Source organism: Collimonas sp., assembly GCF_035566555.1.
Lineage (GTDB): Bacteria > Pseudomonadota > Gammaproteobacteria > Burkholderiales > Burkholderiaceae_D > Collimonas.
Map to the genome: position 1 here is coordinate 1 of NZ_DATMRB010000091.1, position 21,292 is coordinate 21,292.

General features: G+C 60.3%; 15 protein-coding genes. 9 read left to right on the forward strand and 6 right to left on the reverse strand.

Annotated elements, in window-relative coordinates; all coding sequences use genetic code 11:
* From VNZ65_RS11515 to VNZ65_RS11535, 5 genes are all read left to right on the forward strand, one after another.
* A partial coding sequence (locus VNZ65_RS11515; protein ID WP_325669058.1) for a S9 family peptidase occupies positions 1-1,394 on the forward strand: 1,394 nt, incomplete at its 5' end.
* Positions 1,395-1,808: 414 nt separating this feature from the next.
* Positions 1,809-2,801 carry a LacI family DNA-binding transcriptional regulator gene (locus VNZ65_RS11520; RefSeq protein ID WP_325669060.1) on the forward strand — a complete coding sequence of 331 codons (993 nt, stop codon included), beginning with the start codon at positions 1,809-1,811 and terminating at the stop codon, positions 2,799-2,801.
* The gene (locus tag VNZ65_RS11525; RefSeq protein WP_325669062.1) at positions 2,798-4,021 is read left to right on the forward strand and encodes an AGE family epimerase/isomerase; all 1,224 of its coding nucleotides are present in this window, start codon (positions 2,798-2,800) and stop codon (positions 4,019-4,021) included. Before VNZ65_RS11520 ends, VNZ65_RS11525 begins: the two co-directional genes overlap by 4 nt.
* 202 nt (positions 4,022-4,223) lie before the next feature.
* Positions 4,224-6,836 (forward strand): GH92 family glycosyl hydrolase, encoded by a 2,613-nt coding sequence (locus tag VNZ65_RS11530; RefSeq protein ID WP_325669064.1) that lies wholly within the window; start codon positions 4,224-4,226, stop codon positions 6,834-6,836.
* 143 nt (positions 6,837-6,979) lie between these two features.
* Entirely contained in the window at positions 6,980-9,931 is a 2,952-nt protein-coding gene (locus VNZ65_RS11535; RefSeq protein WP_325669066.1) for a GH92 family glycosyl hydrolase, read from the forward strand.
* A 59-nt stretch (positions 9,932-9,990) separates the two neighbouring features.
* On the opposite strand, the gene VNZ65_RS11540 is transcribed toward VNZ65_RS11535, so the two are convergent.
* The 4 genes from VNZ65_RS11540 to VNZ65_RS11555 form a co-directional block, all read right to left on the reverse strand.
* Positions 9,991-11,361 (reverse strand): carbohydrate porin, encoded by a 1,371-nt coding sequence (locus VNZ65_RS11540; protein ID WP_325669068.1) that lies wholly within the window; start codon positions 11,359-11,361, stop codon positions 9,991-9,993.
* Positions 11,362-11,447: 86 nt separating this feature from the next.
* Positions 11,448-12,089 (reverse strand): FMN-binding negative transcriptional regulator, encoded by a 642-nt coding sequence (locus VNZ65_RS11545; protein WP_325669070.1) that lies wholly within the window; start codon positions 12,087-12,089, stop codon positions 11,448-11,450.
* A gap of 34 nt (positions 12,090-12,123) precedes the next feature.
* A complete protein-coding gene (locus VNZ65_RS11550; protein ID WP_325669072.1) occupies positions 12,124-12,555 on the reverse strand; it encodes a GNAT family N-acetyltransferase in 432 nt (143 codons plus the stop codon).
* A gap of 121 nt (positions 12,556-12,676) precedes the next feature.
* Positions 12,677-13,942 (reverse strand): dicarboxylate/amino acid:cation symporter, encoded by a 1,266-nt coding sequence (locus VNZ65_RS11555; protein WP_325669074.1) that lies wholly within the window; start codon positions 13,940-13,942, stop codon positions 12,677-12,679.
* A gap of 555 nt (positions 13,943-14,497) precedes the next feature.
* Between VNZ65_RS11555 and VNZ65_RS11560 the strand changes: the two genes are divergently transcribed.
* Both VNZ65_RS11560 and VNZ65_RS11565 read left to right on the forward strand, forming a co-directional pair.
* Entirely contained in the window at positions 14,498-15,715 is a 1,218-nt protein-coding gene (locus VNZ65_RS11560) for an ABC transporter substrate-binding protein (protein ID WP_325669076.1), read from the forward strand.
* 144 nt (positions 15,716-15,859) lie between these two features.
* Positions 15,860-16,399, forward strand: a complete 540-nt coding sequence (locus VNZ65_RS11565) for a class IV adenylate cyclase (RefSeq protein WP_325669078.1) — start codon at positions 15,860-15,862, stop codon at positions 16,397-16,399.
* Here VNZ65_RS11565 and VNZ65_RS11570 read toward each other — a convergent pair.
* Positions 16,389-18,101 carry a tannase/feruloyl esterase family alpha/beta hydrolase gene (locus VNZ65_RS11570; protein WP_325669080.1) on the reverse strand — a complete coding sequence of 571 codons (1,713 nt, stop codon included), beginning with the start codon at positions 18,099-18,101 and terminating at the stop codon, positions 16,389-16,391. The genes VNZ65_RS11565 and VNZ65_RS11570 overlap by 11 nt on opposite strands.
* A 209-nt stretch (positions 18,102-18,310) precedes the next feature.
* On the opposite strand from VNZ65_RS11570, the gene VNZ65_RS11575 reads away from it, so the two are divergent.
* Both VNZ65_RS11575 and VNZ65_RS11580 read left to right on the forward strand, forming a co-directional pair.
* Positions 18,311-19,549, forward strand: coding sequence for a hypothetical protein (locus VNZ65_RS11575; protein ID WP_325669082.1), 1,239 nt, complete (start codon positions 18,311-18,313; stop codon positions 19,547-19,549).
* 210 nt (positions 19,550-19,759) lie between these two features.
* Positions 19,760-20,029: a hypothetical protein gene (locus tag VNZ65_RS11580; RefSeq protein WP_325669084.1), complete on the forward strand. Its 270-nt coding sequence runs from the start codon at positions 19,760-19,762 to the stop codon at positions 20,027-20,029.
* A 77-nt stretch (positions 20,030-20,106) separates the two neighbouring features.
* Here the strand turns inward: VNZ65_RS11580 and VNZ65_RS11585 are convergent, their stop codons facing one another.
* Entirely contained in the window at positions 20,107-21,282 is a 1,176-nt protein-coding gene (locus tag VNZ65_RS11585) for an NAD(P)/FAD-dependent oxidoreductase (protein ID WP_325669086.1), read from the reverse strand.
* Between the last annotated feature and the right edge of the window lie 10 nt (positions 21,283-21,292).

A 21,292-nucleotide genomic window follows, 5' to 3' on the forward strand; every position in this document is an offset into this window, starting at 1 on the left:
GCGCCGAAAAACTGGTGGCCAAGAATCCCGGCAACATCCAGGGCTGGATCACCGACCATGACGGCAAGGTGCGCGCCGCCACCACTTCCGACGGCGTCAACACCAGCCTGCTGTACCGCGCCAGCGAAAGCGCGCCGTTCAAGACTATCCTGACCACCTCGTTCAAGGATTCGGTCAGTCCGCTGTTTTTCACCTTCGACAACAAGAAGCTGTACGTGTCATCCAACCTGGGCCGCGACAAGCAAGCCATCGTGGTCTTCAATCCGGAAACCGCCAAGGAAGAAGAACTGCTGTATGAAAACCCGGAAGTCGATGTCGACGGCCTGTCCTATTCGAAGAAGCGCAAAGTGCTGACGGAAATCAGCTACACCACCTGGAAGCCCGAATACAAGTACCTCGATGCGCAAAGCGAAGCCTTGCACAAGACCTTGCAGGAAAAACTGCCCGGCTATGAAGTCATCACGCAATCGCACACCAAGGATGAATCGAAATGGATCGTGGCTGCCTACAACGACCGCACCCTGGGCAGCCGCTATCTGTTCGACAGCAAGAGCGGCAGCCTGACCAAGCTGGCCGACATCAATCCCGCCATCGCCGAACAGGACATGGCGGAAATGAAGCCAGTGCAGTACAAGGCGCGCGACGGCTTGCTGATCAATGGCTACCTGACCCTGCCGCTGGGCAAGGATCCGAAGAACCTGCCGGTGATCGTCAATCCGCACGGCGGCCCGTGGGCGCGCGATGTCTGGGGCTACAACCCGGAAGTGCAACTGCTCGCCAACCGCGGCTATGCGGTCTTGCAGATCAACTACCGCGGCTCGACCGGCTACGGCCGCAAGTTCTGGGAAGCGTCGTTCAAGCAATGGGGCAAGACCATGCAGGATGACCTGACTGACGGCGTGCAATGGCTGGTAGGCCAAGGTATCGCCGATCCCAAGCGGGTGGCGATCTACGGCGGCTCCTACGGCGGCTATGCAACGCTGGCCGGGGTCACCTTCACGCCCGACCTGTACGCGGCAGCGGTCGACTATGTCGGCGTCTCCAATCTGTTCACCTTCATGAACACCATCCCGCCGTACTGGAAACCATTCCTCGACCAGATGCATGAAATGGTCGGCGATCCGGAAAAAGACAAGGCCTTGCTAAGCTCAGCCTCGCCAGCCTTGCATACCGACCGCATCAAGACGCCGCTGTTCGTCGCGCAAGGCGCCAACGATCCGCGCGTCAACAAGGCTGAATCGGACCAGATCGTGGAAAGCCTGCGCAAGCGTGGCGTGCCGGTGGAATACATGGTGAAGGACAATGAGGGCCACGGCTTCCACAACGAAGAGAACCGCTTCGATTTTTATACTGCGATGGAAGGCTTCCTGGCCAAGCATCTGACGCCGCAATAGAAATCATCGCATTGCTTGATCTGATCTAGAAGCGCGGGCGCCGGCAACGGCTGCCCGCTTTTTTTTCGCCACACTAGGTAACAATCGAAGCACCGCAACATTGCCGCCAGCAAGCCATGCCCTGCCAGCCTTTAGATACTGTTTCTTCACATATCCCTATTTATCGCCGCTGAATGACTAAGGTTTAGTACGTTTACTAAACAATTAAGTCTCACAAATGTAAAATAAATCCTTATATATCAGCTAGTTATGTGAGTTTATTTTAAGAAATATTTGTAAATTTCATTTTTTTACTATACATTAATACTCACAAAACATCCTTGAGTTCCGGCGGCATCGAGCGCGACAGCGCCATGGCTGGATCTCAGGAAAATGCAGGCGCCGCCACCGCAGCCTGCAAACAAGGAGGAGAGCATGCGAGCAACGATCCGCGATATCGCACTGGCAGCCAATGTATCCATCGGCACCGTGTCGCGCGCCCTGAAAAAGCAATCCGGCCTGACTGAACAGACCCGCATCCATGTCCAGAGGATCGCGTCCCAGCTCGGCTACAACGAAGCCAATCTGCGCCAGGGAAAAATCCGCCGCCTGACCTTCCTGCTGCATCGCCAGCACAATAATTTCGTCGCCAGCCCGTTTTTTTCGCAGGTGCTGCATGGCGTGGAAACCGCCTGCCGCGAGCGCAGCATCGTGCCGACCGTGCTGTCGATCGGCCCGGCCGACAATGTGATGGACCAGATCCGCCTGCACGAACCCGATGCGCTGGCAGTGGCCGGCTTCATGGAACCGGAAGTGCTGGAGTGGCTGACCAAGACCGGCAAGCCGGTGGTGCTGATCGACTTGTGGGCGCCCGGCTTCCGCTCGGTCAATATCGACAATCTCGGCGGCGCCCTGGCGGCAACCCGCCACCTGATGCAGCTCGGTCGCCAGCGGCTGGCCTTCATTTCCGGTCCGTTATCGCACTACAGCATTGCGCAACGCGCGCTGGGCTACCGCCAGGCGCTGTTCGAGGCGGGCCGGCTGTTCGATCCGCGCCTGGAAATCACCCTGCAGCCGGGCCAGGAACTGCAACAGCAAGCCGCCGCCGCGATGCAAACCCTGCTGCTGTCGGGACCGCCGCCGGACGCCATATTTTGCTATAACGACGCCACCGCGCTGGCCGTCATGAACGTGTGCCAGGCGCGCGGCCTTCGCATCCCGGAAGATATCGCGATTGTCGGCTTCGACAACATCGACGGCGCCGCCAGCGCCGCGCCGCCGCTCACCACGCTGGCGGTCGACAAGGAAGCGCTGGGACGGATGGGGATGCAACTCTTGCTGGACGACGCCCCGGCGCAATCCGAAGTAGTGCTGCCGGTAGAACTGATCCAGCGCGCCAGCACGCTGGGCAGCGGAGCGCTCCCATGAACATGCTTGAACTGACCGCAATGCCCAAAGAAGAATTCCGCCAGCCCGCCTTCCTATTGCAGCACGTGCGCGACACCATGCGCTTCTATCATCCGCGCGCCATCGATCCCTCGGGCGGCTTCTATCATTTTTACAGAGACGACGGCAGCGTCTACGACAGCCAGACCCGGCACCTGGTCAGCAGCACGCGCTTTGTCTTCAACTATGCAATGGCGTACCGCCAGTTCGGCGATCCGGCCTATCTGGAGGCGGTCAGGCACGGCGTAGCCTTCCTGCGCGAGGCGCACTGGGATGCGGAATTGCAAGGCTACGACTGGACCTTGTCTTGGCAGGACGGCCGCAAGCAGGTGCTCGATCCGACCCGCCACTGCTACGGCCTGGCGTTCGTCCTGCTGGCCTATGCGCACGCCATGATGGCGGGCGTAGCCAGCGCCGAAGAATGGCTGTATCAAACCTATGAGCTGCTGGAACAGCGCTTCTGGGAACCGCATGCCGGCCTGTATGCCGACGAGGCCAGCGACGACTGGCAGCTGCAAGCCTATCGCGGCCAGAACGCCAACATGCACATGACAGAAGCGCTGCTGGCCGCCTATGAAGCCAGCGGCGACCAGCGCTTCCTGGACCGCGCCGAAACGGTCGCGCACAACATCACCGTGCGCCAGGCGGCGCTGAGCAAGGACCTGATCTGGGAACACTACCATCCGGACTGGTCGGTCGACTGGGACTACAACAAGGAAGACAGCAGCAACATTTTCCGACCATGGGGTTTCCAGCCCGGCCACCACACCGAATGGGCCAAGCTGCTGCTGATCCTGGAGCGCCATCGGCCGCTGGACTGGCTGCTGCCGCGCGCGATCGAACTGTTCGACGCCGGCATGGATGCGGCCTGGGACATGGAGTGCGGCGGCATCTATTACGGCTTCGCGCCGGACGGCGTGATCTGCGACCAGGACAAGTATTTCTGGGTGCAGGCCGAAAGCTTTGCCGCCGCCGCGCTGCTGGCCGAGCGCACCGGCAAGCATCGTTTCTGGGACTGGTACGACCATATCTGGCAATACAGCTGGCAGCATTTCGTCGATCATCGGCATGGCGCCTGGTTCCGCATCCTGACGCGCGACAACCGCAAGTACAGCGACGAAAAAAGCCCGGCCGGCAAGACTGATTACCACACCATGGGCGCCTGTTATGAAGTGCTCGGCATCTTGAAACAGAACGGATGACGATGCGGATCCTGCTGAACATGTCATCCGAAGGCTTGTACTGAATATCTCTTGACCGGCGGCGCCGTCACGGCCCGCCTTGTCGCCAGCCGGCTTCCCGGACCTGGCCACACCAGCAAATACTGAAATGCGAATTGAATTCGTAGTGGGTAGGTGTTTCCGATTACTTTGCATCAGCAAGTAACGACTATAAGGAGGAACGATGAATAAGCAGGCATGCAGGAAACTTGCAGCAAGCGCACTCGCGCTCATGTTGTTCGGGTGCGGCGACGGTTCAAATGGCCTGGATGGAAAAGCCGGCAGTGCCGGAGCGGCCGGCGCCACCGGTGCAGCCGGAATTGCCGGCGCCAACGGCACTCCCGGCCAGCCGGGAGCGACGGGGTCGACAGGAGCCACGGGAGCTACCGGCGCAAGCGGCCAGCCAGGTCCGCCGGGAAGCAGCACCGCCTCACCAGTGGCCGACGCCGACAGCGCACTCAAGCCGCTGCCCGAACTGGCGTTGACCAAATACATCAATCCCTTCCTCGGCACCAAACAGCAACCCGGCGGCACCCATCCCGGCAACACCGCTCCGGCAGCGACACTGCCGTTCGGCATGGTCTCGTTCGGTCCGGACACCGACATCACGCACGAATATTATTCCAGCGGATCGGGCTACAACTACGACAGCAACATGATCAACTACTTCAGCATGACCCGCATCAGCGGCCCGGGCTGCCGCAGCGGCGGCACCTTGCCGATCATGCCGACCATGCTGACCAGCCAGCTCACCAGCGGCAGCAACCTGGTCATGCGCAAGAGCAGCAATACTTTCGATCATAAAGACGAAAGCGCCGCCCCCGGCTACTACAAGGTCAAGACCAAGGACGGCATCGTCACCGAGCTGACCGCCACCGCACGCAGCGGCTTTGCCCGCTTCACCTATCCGGATAAAACCAAGGCTATCCTGGTGGTCGATGCAACCCAGAACAATTCGCAGACCGGCGTCAGCGCCCAGATCTGGCAAGATCCAGCCGACGCCAGCGGCTTCTACGGCAAGACCAGCAACAAGTTCAACTGCGGCGGCTCTTACGACGTGTATTTCTACATACAGTCCGACTCTGCCTACGCCACGGCGCCGCGCTTCATCAACAATACCGGCACCCTGATCCTGAATTTCGACCTGTCCCAATCGGCCGCCAGCAGCGCTGCGGTCAAGATCGGCCTGTCGTATGTCAGCCCGGCCAATGCCCTACGCAACCTGAAGAAGGAAAATCCCGGCTTCGATTTCGACAAAACCAGGCGCCGGGCCGACGCCACATGGAACACCCGGCTCAACACCATCCAGGTGGCCGCCAGCGGCAACAGCAACGACGCGCTGACGCAATTCTATACAGCGTTCTACCATGCCATGTCCGGTCCGACCTTGTTCAGCGACGTCGACGGCAGCTACATCGGCCTCGACAAGCAGCGCCACCAGACCGACACCTACAAAGACAAGAACGGCGCGCTGGTGCGCAGGAACCACTACACCACCTTCTCCATCTGGGATACCTACCGCTCGCTCGGCGCCATGCATGCCTGGCTGTTCCGCGACGAAGCGGCCGACATGGCGCAATCGCTGGTGAGCGACGCCATGCAATGCGGCGCCTTCCCGCACTGGGCCGACGCCAATGTCGACGATGTGCCGATGGAAGGAGACCACGCGCCGATGCTGCTGGCCAGTCTGCAAGCCTTCGGCGCCACCCGCTTCGACAGCAGCACCGCGCTGACCTACATGAAGCGCGCCGCCTTCGGACCAAGCGCCGACTGGCCGCAATGGCCGGCGTGCAACGGCAATCCAGCCTTCGGCCGCAACATCGCCGGCACCGCTCAGGGCAATATGCCGGACTACCTCAAGCTGGGTTATGTCGCCGAAGGCAGCGACGCCAGCGGCATCCATACCGGCTCGCTGACGATCGAAGGCGCCAACAGCGATTTCGCCATCGGCAGCTTCATCAACAACCTGGCTGCCGGCGATGCTGGCGCCGACGACAAGAAGAGCGCCGCCGCCCTGCTGGCGCGCGGCGAGAACTGGAAGAATCTCTTCAACCCGGACAGCAAGGTCATGGCAGTCAAAGACCTGAGCGGCAACTGGGCTACGCCATCGCAGGACGACGGCTATCACGAAGGCACCGCAGCCCAGTATCTGTGGGCGATTCCACATGACCTCGGCAAGATTGTCACCGCCCTCGGCGGCAATGCGGCGGCCGTCCAGCGTCTCGACACCTTGTTCTCCATCAGCGCCAAAGCGGGAACGCCATCCGGGTTGACGCTGGACAGCAGCCGCCTCAACGGCGGCGAGAACTCGAACGATTTCTACATGGGCAATGAACCCGGTTTCGCTTCGCCCTGGGCCTACAACTGGACCGGTACGCCTTCGCGCGCACAGTTCGTGCTGCCGCAGATCATGGCCGCCACCTTCTCCAACAAACCCGAAGGCTTGCCGGGCAACGACGATGTCGGCGCCACTTCCGGCTGGTATGTGTGGGCATCGCTGGGACTGTATCCGATGATTCCCGGCGTACCCGGGCTGACCATGGCGACACCGCAATTCTCCAGTGTCACACTTCAACTGGCAGACGGCAAGCGGCTGCTCATCACGCGCGACGCCAACGGCGCCTTTGTCAAAACCCTGAAGGTGAATGGCAAGGACTGGAACAGCACCTGGCTGCCACTGAGCAAAGTCCAGGCCGGCGGCACGCTGGATTTCAGAGTCTCCGACAAACCGACCTCCTGGGGCCAGGCCAGCCCGCCGCCGTCTGGCGCCGCCGGCAATTTCTCCCAGTCTCCCTGACTTGATTCAAAGATGCGGAGCGGCCATGCGGCCGCTCCGCCGGCGTTCGCCTGCTGCTGGCGCGGGCTGCGTTCGCCGTGATGCAAGCACGCCAGCCTTATCCAGAAACTTGGACTTTCAAAAATAAAGCTATTGGAGGAACAATGAATCTGCACTCACGCAAGAATTTTAGAAACAGACTGGCCATCGGCATCGCCATTGCAGCGCTGTCCGGCTGCGGCGGCGGTTCGGACCAGGCTTCGGCAGGAGGCGCCGGCGCCTCGGCTGCCGTCAACAGCCTGGCGAAAGATGCCGCGGCGGCAAACGACAACGCAGCCGCCCATGCCGGATTGACGCAGTACGTCAATCCCTTCATCGGCACGGCCGATTCAGCGGCGCCGGCCACCGACCCGGTCCCCGCGGGCGCCAGAGGCGGCACCTTCCCCGGCGCCACGACGCCGTTCGGCATGGTGCAATGGACGCCAATGACACCCAGCAACGGCGGCCAGGATCATCCCGTCGGCTACATCTACAAGGAAAAAACCATTACCGGCTTCCCGCTGACGCAGATGAGCGGCTCCGGCTGCGACGGCAACCAGGGCGAGTTGCCGATCATGCCGACCTTCGACCCCAGCGCGGTCGGTGTCAACGCCAAGGAAAATTTCGATCACAAGAATGAAACGGCGCGACCCGGCTATTACCAGGTGACCCTGAACGACGGCATCAACACTGAACTCACCGCGACCACCAGAAGCGGTTTCGGCCGCTTCACTTTCCCTGCCAAATCTGCCATCGCCAGCGCCAACCAGACGCCATACCTGGTGTTCGACGCCACCCGCACCAATACCATCGCCTCGACCACCGGCATCATCAAGACTGAAGGCAAGGACGGCTTGTCCGGCTCCACCGTCGGCGGCAATTTTTGCGGCGCGCGCACTTATACGCTGTACTTCTACGCCAAGTTCGACCGCAATATCACCGCGACCATCAGCGGCGGCAAGGCTAACGTCAGCTTCGACGCCAGCAGCAAACCGGTGGTGCTGATGAAAATCGGCCTGTCCTATGTCAGCAGCGACAATGCCAGGAAGAACCTGGAACAGGAAAGTCCGGGCTGGGATTTCAACGCCGTGCGCGCCGCCGCCGACGACGCCTGGAACAAGCGCCTCAACACGATCCAGGTGAGCGGCGGCAGCGATACCGAGAAACGCAAGTTCTATAGCGCGCTGTATCACTCGCTGCTATCGCCCAACACCAATAGCGACGTCAACGGCGACTACCTGGGCTTCGACCAGAAAATCCACAAGGTGCAGGACGGCCGCACCCAGTACGTCAACTACTCCAACTGGGACGTCTATCGCAGCCTGATTCCGCTGAACAGCATGCTGTTTCCCAAGGAAACCAGCGACATGATGCAATCGCTGGTGAATGACGCCGACCAGTGCGGCGCCATTCCGCGCTGGGCGCCGATCAATGTCGACGCCGGCATCATGCCGGGCGATTCAGGCGTACCCACCATCATGGGCGGCTACGCCTTCGGCGCCACCAATTTCGACGCCGAAAAAGCGCTCGGCTACATGACACTGGTCGGCAACAAGGCCGACGTGCAATGCACCGGCGACCATGTGCGGGACAGCGTCGATCGCATGAACGATTATCTGGTGCATGGCTATGCCGCCATGGACAACGGCTGGTGGGCCGGCTCGCTGACGTTTGAATTCGCGACGGCAGACTTCGCCACCGCACAGCTGGCCAAGGCCCTGGGCGACAACACCAACTACCAGCTTTTCCTGAGCCGTTCCGCTAACTGGAAAAACCAGTTCAATCCGACCCAGAAGCAGCTCCTGCCGCGCTATCGCAACGGCAGCTGGCTGCTCAATCCGCAACCGAATGCCGATATGGTGGAAGGCAACGCCGAGCAATACACATGGATGTCAGCCTACGATGCGCGCGGCCTGTTCGGGCTGGTGGGTGGCAACGCGGCCGCCATCGCCCGCCTCGATACCTTCTTCCAGAATCTCAACGCCGGCATGAACCTGCCCAATTTCTATATGGGTAACGAGCCGAGTTTCGCCACGCCGTGGCTGTACAACTGGAGCGGCGCGCCATGGCGTACGCAAAAAGTGGTGCGCGACGTGGTCAACACCGTGTTCTCGGATGGTCCGGGCGGCCTGCCCGGTAATGACGATCTCGGTGCGGTCTCGTCCTGGTACGTCTGGGCGGCAATCGGCCTGTATCCGGAAATCCAGGCAGTCGGCGGCCTGACCATCGGCAGCCCGATGTTCGACAAGGTGACCATCCATTGGGCTGACGGCAGCAAGAAGCTGACGATCAAGGCCAACGGCGCCGCCACCAACTCGCCCTATGTGCAGAGCCTGAAGCTGAACGGCAAGGCGCTCGACATGCCGTGGCTGTGGCTGAAGGATCTGAAGGACAATTCCACGCTGCACTTCTCGCTGGCGGCAAGCGAGTCGCAATGGGGCCAGGATTCGGCGGCCAGGATGCCTTCCTTCGGCCTCGACGGCTTCACCAGTCTGAGCGACGCCCTGAACAACCGCGGCATCGGCAGCGATGGCCAGAAAACCACGCGCGGACTGGAAGGCTACACCTACGACATGGGCGGCTGGAGCTATTCCTCGCAAGCGCTGGCGGCGGCCGGGGCAACCGCGGGCGGCAGCGTCAGCTTCAACGGCATCCAGTTCAGTTGGCCGGACGGCAAGCTCGGACTGGACAATATGGTCAGCCAGGGCCAGACCATTACCCTGGCCAAGCCGCAGGCGGCCGGCACGCTCGCCATCCTGGGCAGCTCAACCAATGCCTCGAGCGCGCCAACCGGCAAGCTGAACGTGACCTATACCGACAATACCCAGGCCAGCTTCGACCTGCGCTTCGACGACTGGACCCTCGGCGGCGGCTCGGCCAAGGTCGGCAGCTACAACCAGATCGCCCTGACCAGCGCCCACCGGGTCGACCAGAACGGCAATAGCGACAGCACCAAGGCTTACGTCTATTACTGGGACGCGCAACTCGACCAGAAGCGCACGGTCAAGAGCATCACCCTGCCGTACCAGACCGACAACGGCGCCGTGATGCACGTATTTGCGATGACACTGAAATAGCTTGCTAGGCGCTTACGGCCCAGACCCGCCGTAAGCGCACAACGATTGCGGCGGGGTTCCTAGAACTCCGCGTGCAACCGCAACGAACCTACTGTCACTGGTCCGCGGTCAGCGTTATAGGCGGGATTATAGAAGCGCTGCACATCCGCTGTCAGCGAGACCGCTTTCGACAGGCTGTAGCTGTAATAGGCTTCCATGATGCGCTCCGGCCGGTAGTTCAACTGGCCGTCGCCGATAAACACGCCCAGTCCGCCTGCCGCCAGGTATTCCTGGTGCGCCTTGCTCAAGCCGTTCTGTATCACGGCGAAACCGACGGTATCGTTGTCGCGATGCCAGCTGCTGCCCTTCACGGAAACGCCGGCGGTCGCGGACCGTTCGATTTCAGAGAATGAATAGGTTTCGGTCTTGCCGTCGTTGCGGCTGAGGCGGGCAAAGACGCCGATGTCGCTGCCCAGGCTCTGTTCGAGGTTAATGCCGAAGCCGTACTTGATGCGCTCCTTGCGCACCAGCGCCACATCCGGCGTGCCGCCGTTGAGCGCGGCATATGCCAGCGCATCGGAAAAGCTGCCCATGATCTCCTTGCTGCGGAAAGCCAGCAGGCGCACCTTGCCGGGCTGACCGCCGATCACGTGATCGTGTTCCAGTTCGACCTGGTCGCTGTGATACTTGGCGATGCGGGTATCCAGGCGCTGGCCGTTCGATTCCAGCGGCACCATGAACCTGCCGGCCCGCAGCACCCAGTCGTCGTAATAGTATTCCGCCGCCCCACCCCAGGTGTAGCCGCGGGTATCGCCGGCGTAATCGTAAGGGCCATAGGTGGACAAGGCCCAGTTCAGGAATTGCGTACGGCCGTCGTGGGCATAAGCGTTGTTGTCGAAGATATCGATGATGCTCAGGTTGCCCAGCGTGACCACCAGCCGTCGCTTGTCGACCATGCCGGCCAGCTGGTTAGGCGCCGATTCGACGGCTTGCTTGCCGCCGCCAAAGCCCCAGGTCTGCCGCAGGAACAGACGCGCCCGGTAAAAGGTGGGATTGGGGCTGCTGCCCTTCTGCTGTTCGGAATCCATCATCCCGCCCAGCCCGGTCAGGCCGGACATCGGCACGGCTTGCACCACCTCCGGATTGAAGTAGAGCTCGCCGCCGGTCCAGGGCCGCAGGCCGAAGAACAAGGTGCCGGAGAAGGAATAACCCTTTTCGGCGCCGCTGCTCAAGCTGTTCGTGCCCGAATACGCGGCGTCGAATGAGGGTTTCTTTTGCCAGATATAGGTAGCCTGGCCGTGCACGCCCCAGCTTTCTTCCTCCATATCGTCGGCATGCGCGGCGAGCGGCGCCGCGGCCGTGGCCGCCAATGCCAGGCCGAGCCAAAACCGATGGCCGGAACTGAGTGTGAAATGCTCGGCTGCTGCGCGCGCTAGTTGTTTACGTGACATGGATTTTCAGTAGCGGCGCAATGCCGTGCAAGCGGATTTTACGGAATGGCGACGATATTACCGCATCGCCGCCGCCGGTCCGTGTTTTAACGCTTGGCCTTGGCCGCCTCGACCAGCGCCGCCATCGCCAGCGACTCGTCGTCGCCTTGCCCGCGCAAACCGGCAATCACCGTCTCCTGGTTCTGCGCCGGCTGGTTCTGGCTGACCTTCCACTTGCCGGACAAACGGGTGATCACGATCTCGATGCCGACGATGGCGCCCATCAGCTTTTCCGTATATTCCTGCGGCGCGTCGGATAGCTGCCAGGGCGCCTCGAAAGCGGCTTCGTTATGCGCGGTAAGCGCCGCCAGATGCGCCGGCAGCCAGCTGGCGTCGTCGATGATGCGCAGCGTGCCGTAGGCATGGGCGACGGCGTAGTTCCAGGTCGGCACCACCTTGCCGGTCTCGGTCTTGGTCGCATACCAGGATGGCGTGATGTAGGCTTCCGGGCCATGGAATATCGCCAGCACTTCCACCTCTTTGCGGAAATCCTGCCAGAGCGGATTGGCGCGCGCCACGTGTCCGTGCAAGGTGCCGAACGGACCCGCCTCGGCCGACAGCAGCAGCGGCACATGGTTGGCGTTGAGCCCGTCCGAGGAGAACGTCACCAGCGTCGATAGCGGACGCGCACGTATCAGTTCGTGCAAGACTTCGATTCTCGGTTCGTCAAAGTGTTTAGGGATATACATGGTGTGCTCGTGTGAAGTGTCGGACCGGCTGGTATCAGCCACGGCTGGCGTATGCGTCCGGCGTAAAGCGCTCCATCAGCGCTTGCGGCTTGGCTGGCGCCGCGAAGCCGAATTTGGCGTACAGGCCATGCGCGGTGCTGGTCGCCAGCAGGAAACGCCTCAGCCCCTGCAGCCCTGGATGCGCCATCACGGCGGCCATCAGCTCGGCGCTATACCCCTTGCCGCGATGCTCGGCCAACACGAACACATCCACCAGGTAAGCAAAGGTCGAATAGTCAGTGACGACGCGGGCGTAAGCCACCTGGCCGGCACCGGCAAACAGGCCGAAATTCAGCGAATGACGGATAGATTCTTGCACCGTCGCCAGAGGAATGCCGCGCGCCCATGCCGACTCCTCGGACAGGAAACGATGAATCAATAGAACATCCAGTTCAGCCGGTTCGGTGGTGATACGCAGTTCTGTCATCAGAAGACGCTTTCAGGTTAATTGCAGGAAACCGCAAGCCTGTAAATTAGCATACTCCCCAATGAAAAACAGCGCCCCGGAGGGCGCTGTATCTGAAATCCTACGCTTGAGTTCTTGCTACTCAAGCATTGCTGGCCAGGGCCTTGCGGCCGGCGTCTTCATCCAGCTCGCCTTCCCACTTGGCGATCACCGAAGTGGCAATGCCGTTGCCGATGACGTTGGTGGCGGTGCGGCCCATGTCGAGGAACTGATCGATGCCGATGATCAGCAGGATGCCGGCTTCCGGCAAATGGAACATCGGCAGGATGGCAGCCACCACCACCAGCGAACCGCGCGGGACGCCGGCCATGCCCTTGCTGCTCACCATCAGCACCAGCAGCATGGTCAGCTGCTGAGCAAACGACATTTCGATGTTGTAAGCCTGGGCCACGAACAAGGCGGCAAACGCCTGGTACATCATGGAACCGTCGAGATTGAAGGAATATCCGAGCGGCAGCACAAAGCCGGTGATCTTGTTGTTGACGCCGAATTTTTCCAGCTGCTCCATGGTCTTCGGATAGGCGGCTTCGCTGCTGGCGGTGGAAAACGCCAGCATGATCGGCTCTTTCAGCAGACGCAGCAGGATGAAGATGCCGTCGCGCAGGAAGATGAAGCCGATCGCGATCAGCAAGGCCCACAGCGTGGCCAGTCCGGCATAGAAACCGCCGAGGAACTTGGCGTAGGTCGCCAGCACGCCGAAACCCTGCACCGTGATCACGGCGGCGATGGAGGCAAACACGCCCAGCGGGGCGAAGCGCATCACATAATCGGTGACCTTCAGCATGACGTGCACCAGGCCGTCTACCGCCGCGGTCACCACTTTTGCCGATTCGCCTTTGATGGACGCCAGGCCAAACCCGAAAAACAGCGAGAACACCAGGATCTGCAGGATTTCATTCTTCGCCATGGCGTCGACGAAACTGCTCGGGAACACGTGGGAGATGAAGTCCTTCAGGTTGAAGCCGCTGGTATTGAGCTTGGTGTCGGCGCCCAGCGCCGGCAGCGGCAGGTTGAGCGCATGGCCGACCTGGAGTACGTTGACAAACAGCATGCCCAGCGCCAGAGACAACAGCGAAGCAATGATGAACCAGCCCAATGCCCGGATGCCGATACGGCCTACCGAACTGCTGTCCTTCATGCCGGCAATGCCGGATACCAGCGTGCCGAACACCAAAGGCGCGATGATCATCTTGATCAAGCGCAGGAACACATCGGTGATGATCGAGAAATACGCCGCGATTTCCTTCGCCGCCGCTTCGTCCGGCGCCAGGCTGTGGCAGATATAACCGGCCACGATGCCCAACACCATGCCGATCAGAATCCAGGTCGTTGCCTTCATTTTCTTCATTTGCGTATCCTGCCGTATCTTGCGTATCTTGCCGTTAACCATACAAAAAATACTCTAAAGCCCTTGCGCGCATTGCAAAGGATTTTTCGTCTCGTCGTCCGCACCTGTTCAGGCTGTGTTGTTTTGTGTCGACATGCGCTTGCAAAGTTTCCCAGCGGAAATCAACAACAGCGATTTTGCGCAAATGGCAATATCTTGCAAGTCAAAGTAAAAAGCCCTCATGGCGGAGGGCTTTGTGAAACCTGGCGCCGGCTGCAAGTTCGAAACCGTCCCTGCCGCCGCGCCAAAGCTTAAACAGGCCCGCATGTTACCTTACAAAACATGCCGCAATCAACCAAAAACGACGGCCCCCGAAGGCGCAAACGCTGAAGCTGCGCCAGCTGCGGGCAGGCTTGCAGCTAGTGTCGTGTCCTGCCGGCGGCATCCGCGCCAAGCGGCAACAGCCGCCTCCCCAGTTATATTTTGATTTCGGGACGTCAAAATCCGGCGTTGCGCGCTTCCCTGATGTATATTTCTTTTCGGAAACTAAAACAATGACTTATCCAGGAGATCGCAATGCCACACCGTAGCATGAGCAGCGTCATTTTTTGCCTTACAACTTTGGGATTCAGCGCCGCCGCATGGGCTGAACTGCCGCCCATTAAAATCGGCGTCATCGGTCCCATCACCGGCCCTTCGGAAGACATGGGCCTAAGCATGATCGGCGGCGCCAGGGTGTTCCTGGCCGACATCAACCAGGTCGGCGGCGTCCTTGGCCGCAAGATCGAACTGGTCGAGCGCGACGACCACGCCAAACCTGACATCGGCGCCGCCATGGCCAAGGAAATGATCGAGAAGGACGGCGTAGTCGCCGTGGTCGGCTTCGGCAATACCGGCGTCGCCCTGCCTGCGGCGAAAATTTTCCAGGAAGCCAAGATCCCGCTGATCGTCACCGGCGCGACCGGCGCTGCGATCACCAAGTCATTCATGGCGCCCGCCTATCCGGTCAGCTATATATTCCGCACAGCCGCCAGCGATTCCCTGCAACCGATCGTGATCCTCAACGATGTGATCGACCGCCGCAAGATCGACAAGATCGCCTTGCTGCATGACGACAGCCCCTACGGCCAGTTCGGCAAGCAAAGCATGATGACCGAACTGGGGCGGCGCAATATCAAGCCGGTGCTGGTGGAAAGCTTCAAGGTCGGCGACCAGGACATGACGGCCCAGCTGCAGCATGCCAAGGACAACGGCGCGCAGGCCATCGTAATGTACTGTCTGGCTCCTGAAGGCGCGATGGTAGTCAGAAGCGCGGATAAATTGAAACTGCGTTTGCCGATCGTCGGCCCATGGGGCATGTCGCAGCAAACCTTCATCGACAAGGCCGGCCAGGGTGCAGAAGGCGTGCGCAGTTCGGTGACCTTCATCGAAAACGAACTGAGCTCGGTCAGCAACCAGTTCTCGCTGACCTATCGCAATGTGAACAAGACCAACCACATTCCTTCCGCCGTGGCCGCGGCGCAAACCTATGACGCCCTGCGCCTGATCACGCTGGCGATCTTCCAGGCCAACTCGGTGGATGGCGTCAAGGTCAAGGATGCGCTGGAGAACCTGCAGGTGCACACCACTTCCACTGTCGTGTCGCGCTACTTCAAGCCGTTTTCGCCGACCGACCATGAAGCCATCGCCCTCAACATGATCGTCATGGGTGAAATCCGCAATGGCAAGGTAGCGTACGCGTACAAGGAAGACGCCAGCAGCGGATCGATTGCGCGTACCAAGAAGACCCAGTAAGCGCTATTGGCAGGACAAAGTAGTTAGCGGTAACAGCACCAGCTTGAATCTCGTTTCCAATGCAAACCCCACGCCGGCAGATGCGGGATTCAGGCGCTGTGGTCTCTATGTTAAATTGGCGTTTTTTCTGCCAGCACGGAACCCATGCCACGCAACATAGAAATCAAGGCGCACGTCGACAGCATCGAAGCGCTCGCCGCCACCGCGGCTGCCATCGGCAGCGATGGCCCTTATCACATCGCCCAAGACGACACCTTCTTTGCCTGCGCCACCGGACGTCTGAAACTGCGTGTCTTTGCGGACGGAAAAGGCGAGCTGATCTACTACAGCCGCGCTGATCAGCAAGGGCCGAAAGAATCGTTTTATGTCATCTCGCCAGCCCCCTCTCCAGACACATTGCGGAAATGCCTGACGCTGGCCTACGGCCAGGCCGGCCGCGTGCAGAAGCAGCGAACCCTGTTCCTGGCCGGCCGCACCCGCATCCATCTGGACCAGGTCAGCGGCCTTGGCAATTTCATGGAGCTCGAGGTTGTACTGGCGGAGCACGAAACGCTGGACGCCGGCATGCGGGAAGCACATGCATTGATGGCGCGGCTCGGGATTCATACCGCGCAGCTGGTCGAGGGAGCTTATGTCGATCTGCTCGCCGCAGCCAACAGCATCCCGTCGCCCTCTACTGCGTAGCGCAGCTGAAGCTCGCCGCCAGGTTGACATCTCCCGCTCCCATGTACTTGGGCCACGCAGGAAATTCGCAAAGTGGCCGGGTGCGCCCCGGGATTCCAGCGGTATCCGAGACGATCTGCGCAACCGGCGCACTACCCCGCTCCACCCAGTTCTCCAGCGCCGTCAGTGAATCCCATGCGGCGTTGAAGACAGTCGACAAGGAATGACCGTAACCGGGAATTTCGTAGTAGCGCACAAAAGCGTCGACCGTCGCATTGCCCATGGTCGACTGCAGGCGCCGGAAATAATCCTCGCTTGAGCGCGTGCTGACCAAGGCATCCGACATGCCGTGCGCCATCAGGATTTTCCCGCCCCTGGCCTTGAAGGCAGACAAATCCGTCTTGTTGACATCCTGCAGGATCGTGAGCTGATCGACGCGCGCCTGCCATGCGCCAGGCTGCTGCGGGTCAAACGACAGGGAGTCAAACGCCGGATTCCGCGTGACGAAATATTTTACCCATTGATCCCAGAATGTCGCCCAGTATGGCGTATCGGTCGGCATCGGCTGGGCCGGCTGGCTGTCGCCCATGGCTAGCAGCCTGACCGTTTTCTGCGCCGCCGAATCGCCCGCCAGGCCCAGATCCGCGCCCCACACATTGAAACCGGGATACTGCGTTTCGCCACTGCCGAGAGGAGAATTGAACGAGATGGCCGTGCCATAGGTTTTCAAGGCAGCGATCTGCACATCGGACAGACAATTGTCACCCATATCTGCACCACCGGCACAGCGCAACGGCGCGCCATTCAGCATGGCCGTGGCCGGATCAAAACTACTGTTGCATGCCTGCATATTGCTGATCAGGCCATCGCGGACGCCATCCAGCGCATCGCAGGCTTGCAGCGCGGCGTCATACAGCGCCTTGCGCTTGGCCAGGTTCAGATAAGCGCCCGGCATGGCGAAAGCGCGCGTGATGCGGCCAAACTGCAAATCCAGGCTGGCGGCGGCCCAGGCGGGATACAGCACGATCACGCCATCCCAATCCTGCGGCCAGCGCTGCGCCACCGCCAATGCTTCGCGGCCGCCGGTTGAGCCGCCGGCGAAATAGGATTTTTGCGGCAGCGCTCCAGCGTAATACTGCTTGATCAGGTACAGCGCCACATCGTGCGTTTTCTTGAGCGCGTCGCCGGCGAAGTTCTGCAAGGCCTCGTCGTTCTGCCCGAACGAACCGTCGCGGCTGCCCAGCTGATTCGCCTGATGTCCGGAATCACTGGCGAAGGTCGCGTAGCCGCGCGCCAGCGGTTTTGGCATGTCCAGCGGGCCGGCGGGGACGTTGCCGCTGGCGTCAGGAACGGTACCGTTATAGCCGCCACCGCCGAACATCAATGCCTTGTGGTTCCAGGCGTCCGGCAGGTCGAGCTGGAACTTGATTTTCGGTGCGGCGGGATCGACAGGATTGATTTCACCTTTGACCTGGCAGTATTCGCCGGTTGCGGCTACACCGGTGCCGCCAGGCGGTACACTGCGCGCGTCGGTGACGATTGCGCCGGTGGTCGGCAAGCCGATGGCCGCGGCCGCTATCGCCATGCCGGTTAGCTGCGTGCAGCTGACCGGGGTCGTGCCCGCTTGCAGTTCGCCGCCGCCACTGCATCCTGCGGACAACAGCATCAATCCCAGCATTGCCATGGCAAGTGCACTGGACGTCTTCAGGAATTTTTTCTTCATGAATGCTTTCCTTCCTCAGGTTTTGGCTGCAAATTATTTTCGCGGCGTCGACGAAACAGTAACATTTAAAGATAGAATTTTCGACATGATTTAGCGGCTTGTTTTCTACCCGCCGAGAGGCAAAGCGCCTTACACTCTTTTAGCCCGCACTGCGGAGCGTTGGATTGGCACTGCCCCCTGCTTCACTTGATCAATTACCAGTCACGACAATGAAAACACTCTATCGTTACAGCATCATCCTTGGCGCATTGACATGCGCGGCCACCGGTACCGCCGTCGCCGGCGAACGCATGGTTTTCAAAGGGACCTTGGGGAAAAATGCTGAAGTCGTGCTGGAGCTCGAAAAAAAGGCCGACGGCTATGACGGCCGCTACTTTTATATGCGTCATGGCGTCGACATTCCCCTGCATGGCACACTCGCATCGCTCAAGGAAGCCCTGCCGCGTCTTGAGGACGGAGAACCCCTGGCTGCCGACGACAATAGCGGCCGGCCGATTTTCGTCGACCCTGCCACTGGAAAGCCGCGCAGCATCTGGTATGGAAAAATCAATGGCGATACCTACCAGGGCAGCTGGCATGACGCCAAAGCCAATAAAGACCTTGCCTTTGAATTGCACCAGGTAGGCAGCTACAATCCCGATGCCGTCAAAGCGGCCGGCGTGGAGGCCGTCACTGCCGCCATCACGCCAGGCGTAGGCAGCAATATCGCATATGGCACGGCGATTTCGCTCAAGAACACGCCCTACGATTACCTGAAAATGCAATTGCCGTTGCAGCTTGGGCCAGAAATCCTGCGCAAGAACGTCGGCTACCGCATGGCGACAGATCCACGCACCAAGTTCGCCTATCCGCGGCTGACCCGCCATCCCGATCCGCAGATCCTGGCAAGCGTCAATCAGATCCTCGAACAGCGCCATTGGCAGATGAGCCTGGCGGCGCTGGAATGCAAGGCCACGCTCTACACCTCGGACGGGCCTGCCGCCGGCAGCCTGGGAGACTATGATTCGGAAACAATCGGCGTGCGCTATCTGTCGGCCACATTGATGAGCGTCGTCGAATCGGGCAGCACATTTTGCGGAGGAGCGCATCCGAACAACCATTACGATCCGTTTACGCTGGACTTGATCCAAGGCGGCTACCTGGATTTCAACCGCCTGTTTCCAGTCCGGACCAAGAGCAAAGACGGCTCGGAGATCGATCCCGTCCTGGCAAATTTCATCAGCAGAAAAGTGAAGTCAGAGAAGAAGCGGAATAGCCCGGACCAGGATACTGACTGCAGCGATGTGCTGCCGGAATACCTGGATTTTGAATTTGACGAGCCGGACAAGATTTCCTTTGTCGTTTCCGGCATCGGGCACGCCATGGGCGTGTGCCTGGGACCGCAGCTGGTCATGCCGATACGCGCATTGAAACCGATCCTCAAAGCCGGCGCCAAGACGTACTTCTGATGTGACTGGATGTACTCTTAAAAAGACTGAACGCGACGCCGTTCTTAAGCAAAATGATAAAGTTCATCTTGATGCGCCAAATATAGGCGTCTTTTTGATAAGCTAGATAAAAATGCTGAACGGTCGGCGCAATGACTATGCCTAAAACAACGGGCGACGTCATGTATCGGCGGCAAAGATAGATATTACTTAAGTCAACATGGACAAGCCATGAGGAATGTTGATTACTCTCTGACGAACAAGCTACCCGGGCGCATCGACAAACGCGGCGGGCCATCGGAGGATAAGGATATGCTGAAGCGTATAGAAAAACTGGAAACCGAACTGTCCACCGTCAAAACCGACGTTGCTGTCATGCGCTCGAATTACGCCACAAAAGCAGATCTGGCCGAGGCCCGGAACAGCATCATCGTGTGGGTGGTCGGCGCAATTTTTCTGGTGCAGCTGCTGCCGGTTTTTCTTAAAAAGATCGGCATCTGACTTTCCACCGCACTCATCCGACGATCCCGACAACCACTGCGAACCATGAACGAATTGCCCTCCTTGCCAGGGGCATTTTACATTCCGGCGCCTGGAGCAGTATTTTCTCCTTGATTCCCGCCAGCGTGGCTGCGATACATGGCCAACGTCAGCTCCTGGCCGACATGCGACAGCTGGGTTGCGGCGCCTTCCGCCGCGCCCTCGGCCGATTCGACTATGCGCGCAAACATCAGCGCCTCGTATTCAGCTACCGCCTCAGCCCAGTCGGCACGCTCGATCAGCAAGCGCGCCAGCTCGGCGGCGTCGAACATGGCGTTGTTGACGCCGTCGCCGCCAAAGGGCGACATGACATGCGCAGCATCGCCGAGCAGCGTGAGGCCGCGCCGGCTGGACCAGCAATGCCCCACTGGCAAAGCATAAATCGGGCGGATGGCGAAGTTATCGTTACTGGCCCTGAACAGATCGAGTATCTCGGACGCGAAACCGTCGAACTCCTTGCCCAGCTCGGTGCGCATGGAGGTGGGCGAAGCAAGGTCGAAACGGCGTGCCGCCCAGTCGGCAGGCACGCGGAAGATGGCATAGGCACGGATGTGCGCATTGCCGTTGCGCTGCGCGATGATTTCCTTGCCGTCGGCTTCAACGCCCATCTTGCCGCGTCCCACCAGCTGCGCTAGCGCCGGATGGCTGCGGTCGACGTCGTCGATGCCGCACTCGATGAAGGTGAGGCCGCTGTATTGCGGCCGGTAAGGCGACAGCAAAGGCCGTATCCGCGACCACGCGCCATCGGCGCCAATGACCAGGTCAAACGGTCCTTCGCTGCCATGATCGAAGGCCAGAGTCCAGCGACCGTCGTCGCGCGCCTGCGCCTCGCGCATGGCGCAACCCCAGCGCACACAAGAAGCAGGCAATGCCTGCAGCAACATGGCGCGCAGTTCCGTGCGATCGACTTCGGGGCGGTCGCCGCTGGCGGCGTCCTGATCCTCGAACAACACCTTGCCTGATTTATCCAGCAGACGTGAACCCTGGTCCTCGTAGCGGGCGATGGCCAGAAATGCTTCCATGAGACCGGCCTGCCTGAGCGCCTGCAGGCCCGATTCCTCGTGCAGATCCAGGGTACCGCCCTGCGGCCGCTCCAGCGGATGGGATTCCTGCTCGAATACCGTCGCGGCGATGCCGTGCAGATGGAGGATACGTGCCAGGGTCAGACCTCCCGGGCCCGCGCCGACTATGGCGATGCGTAATTGTATATTCACAAAATGGAAA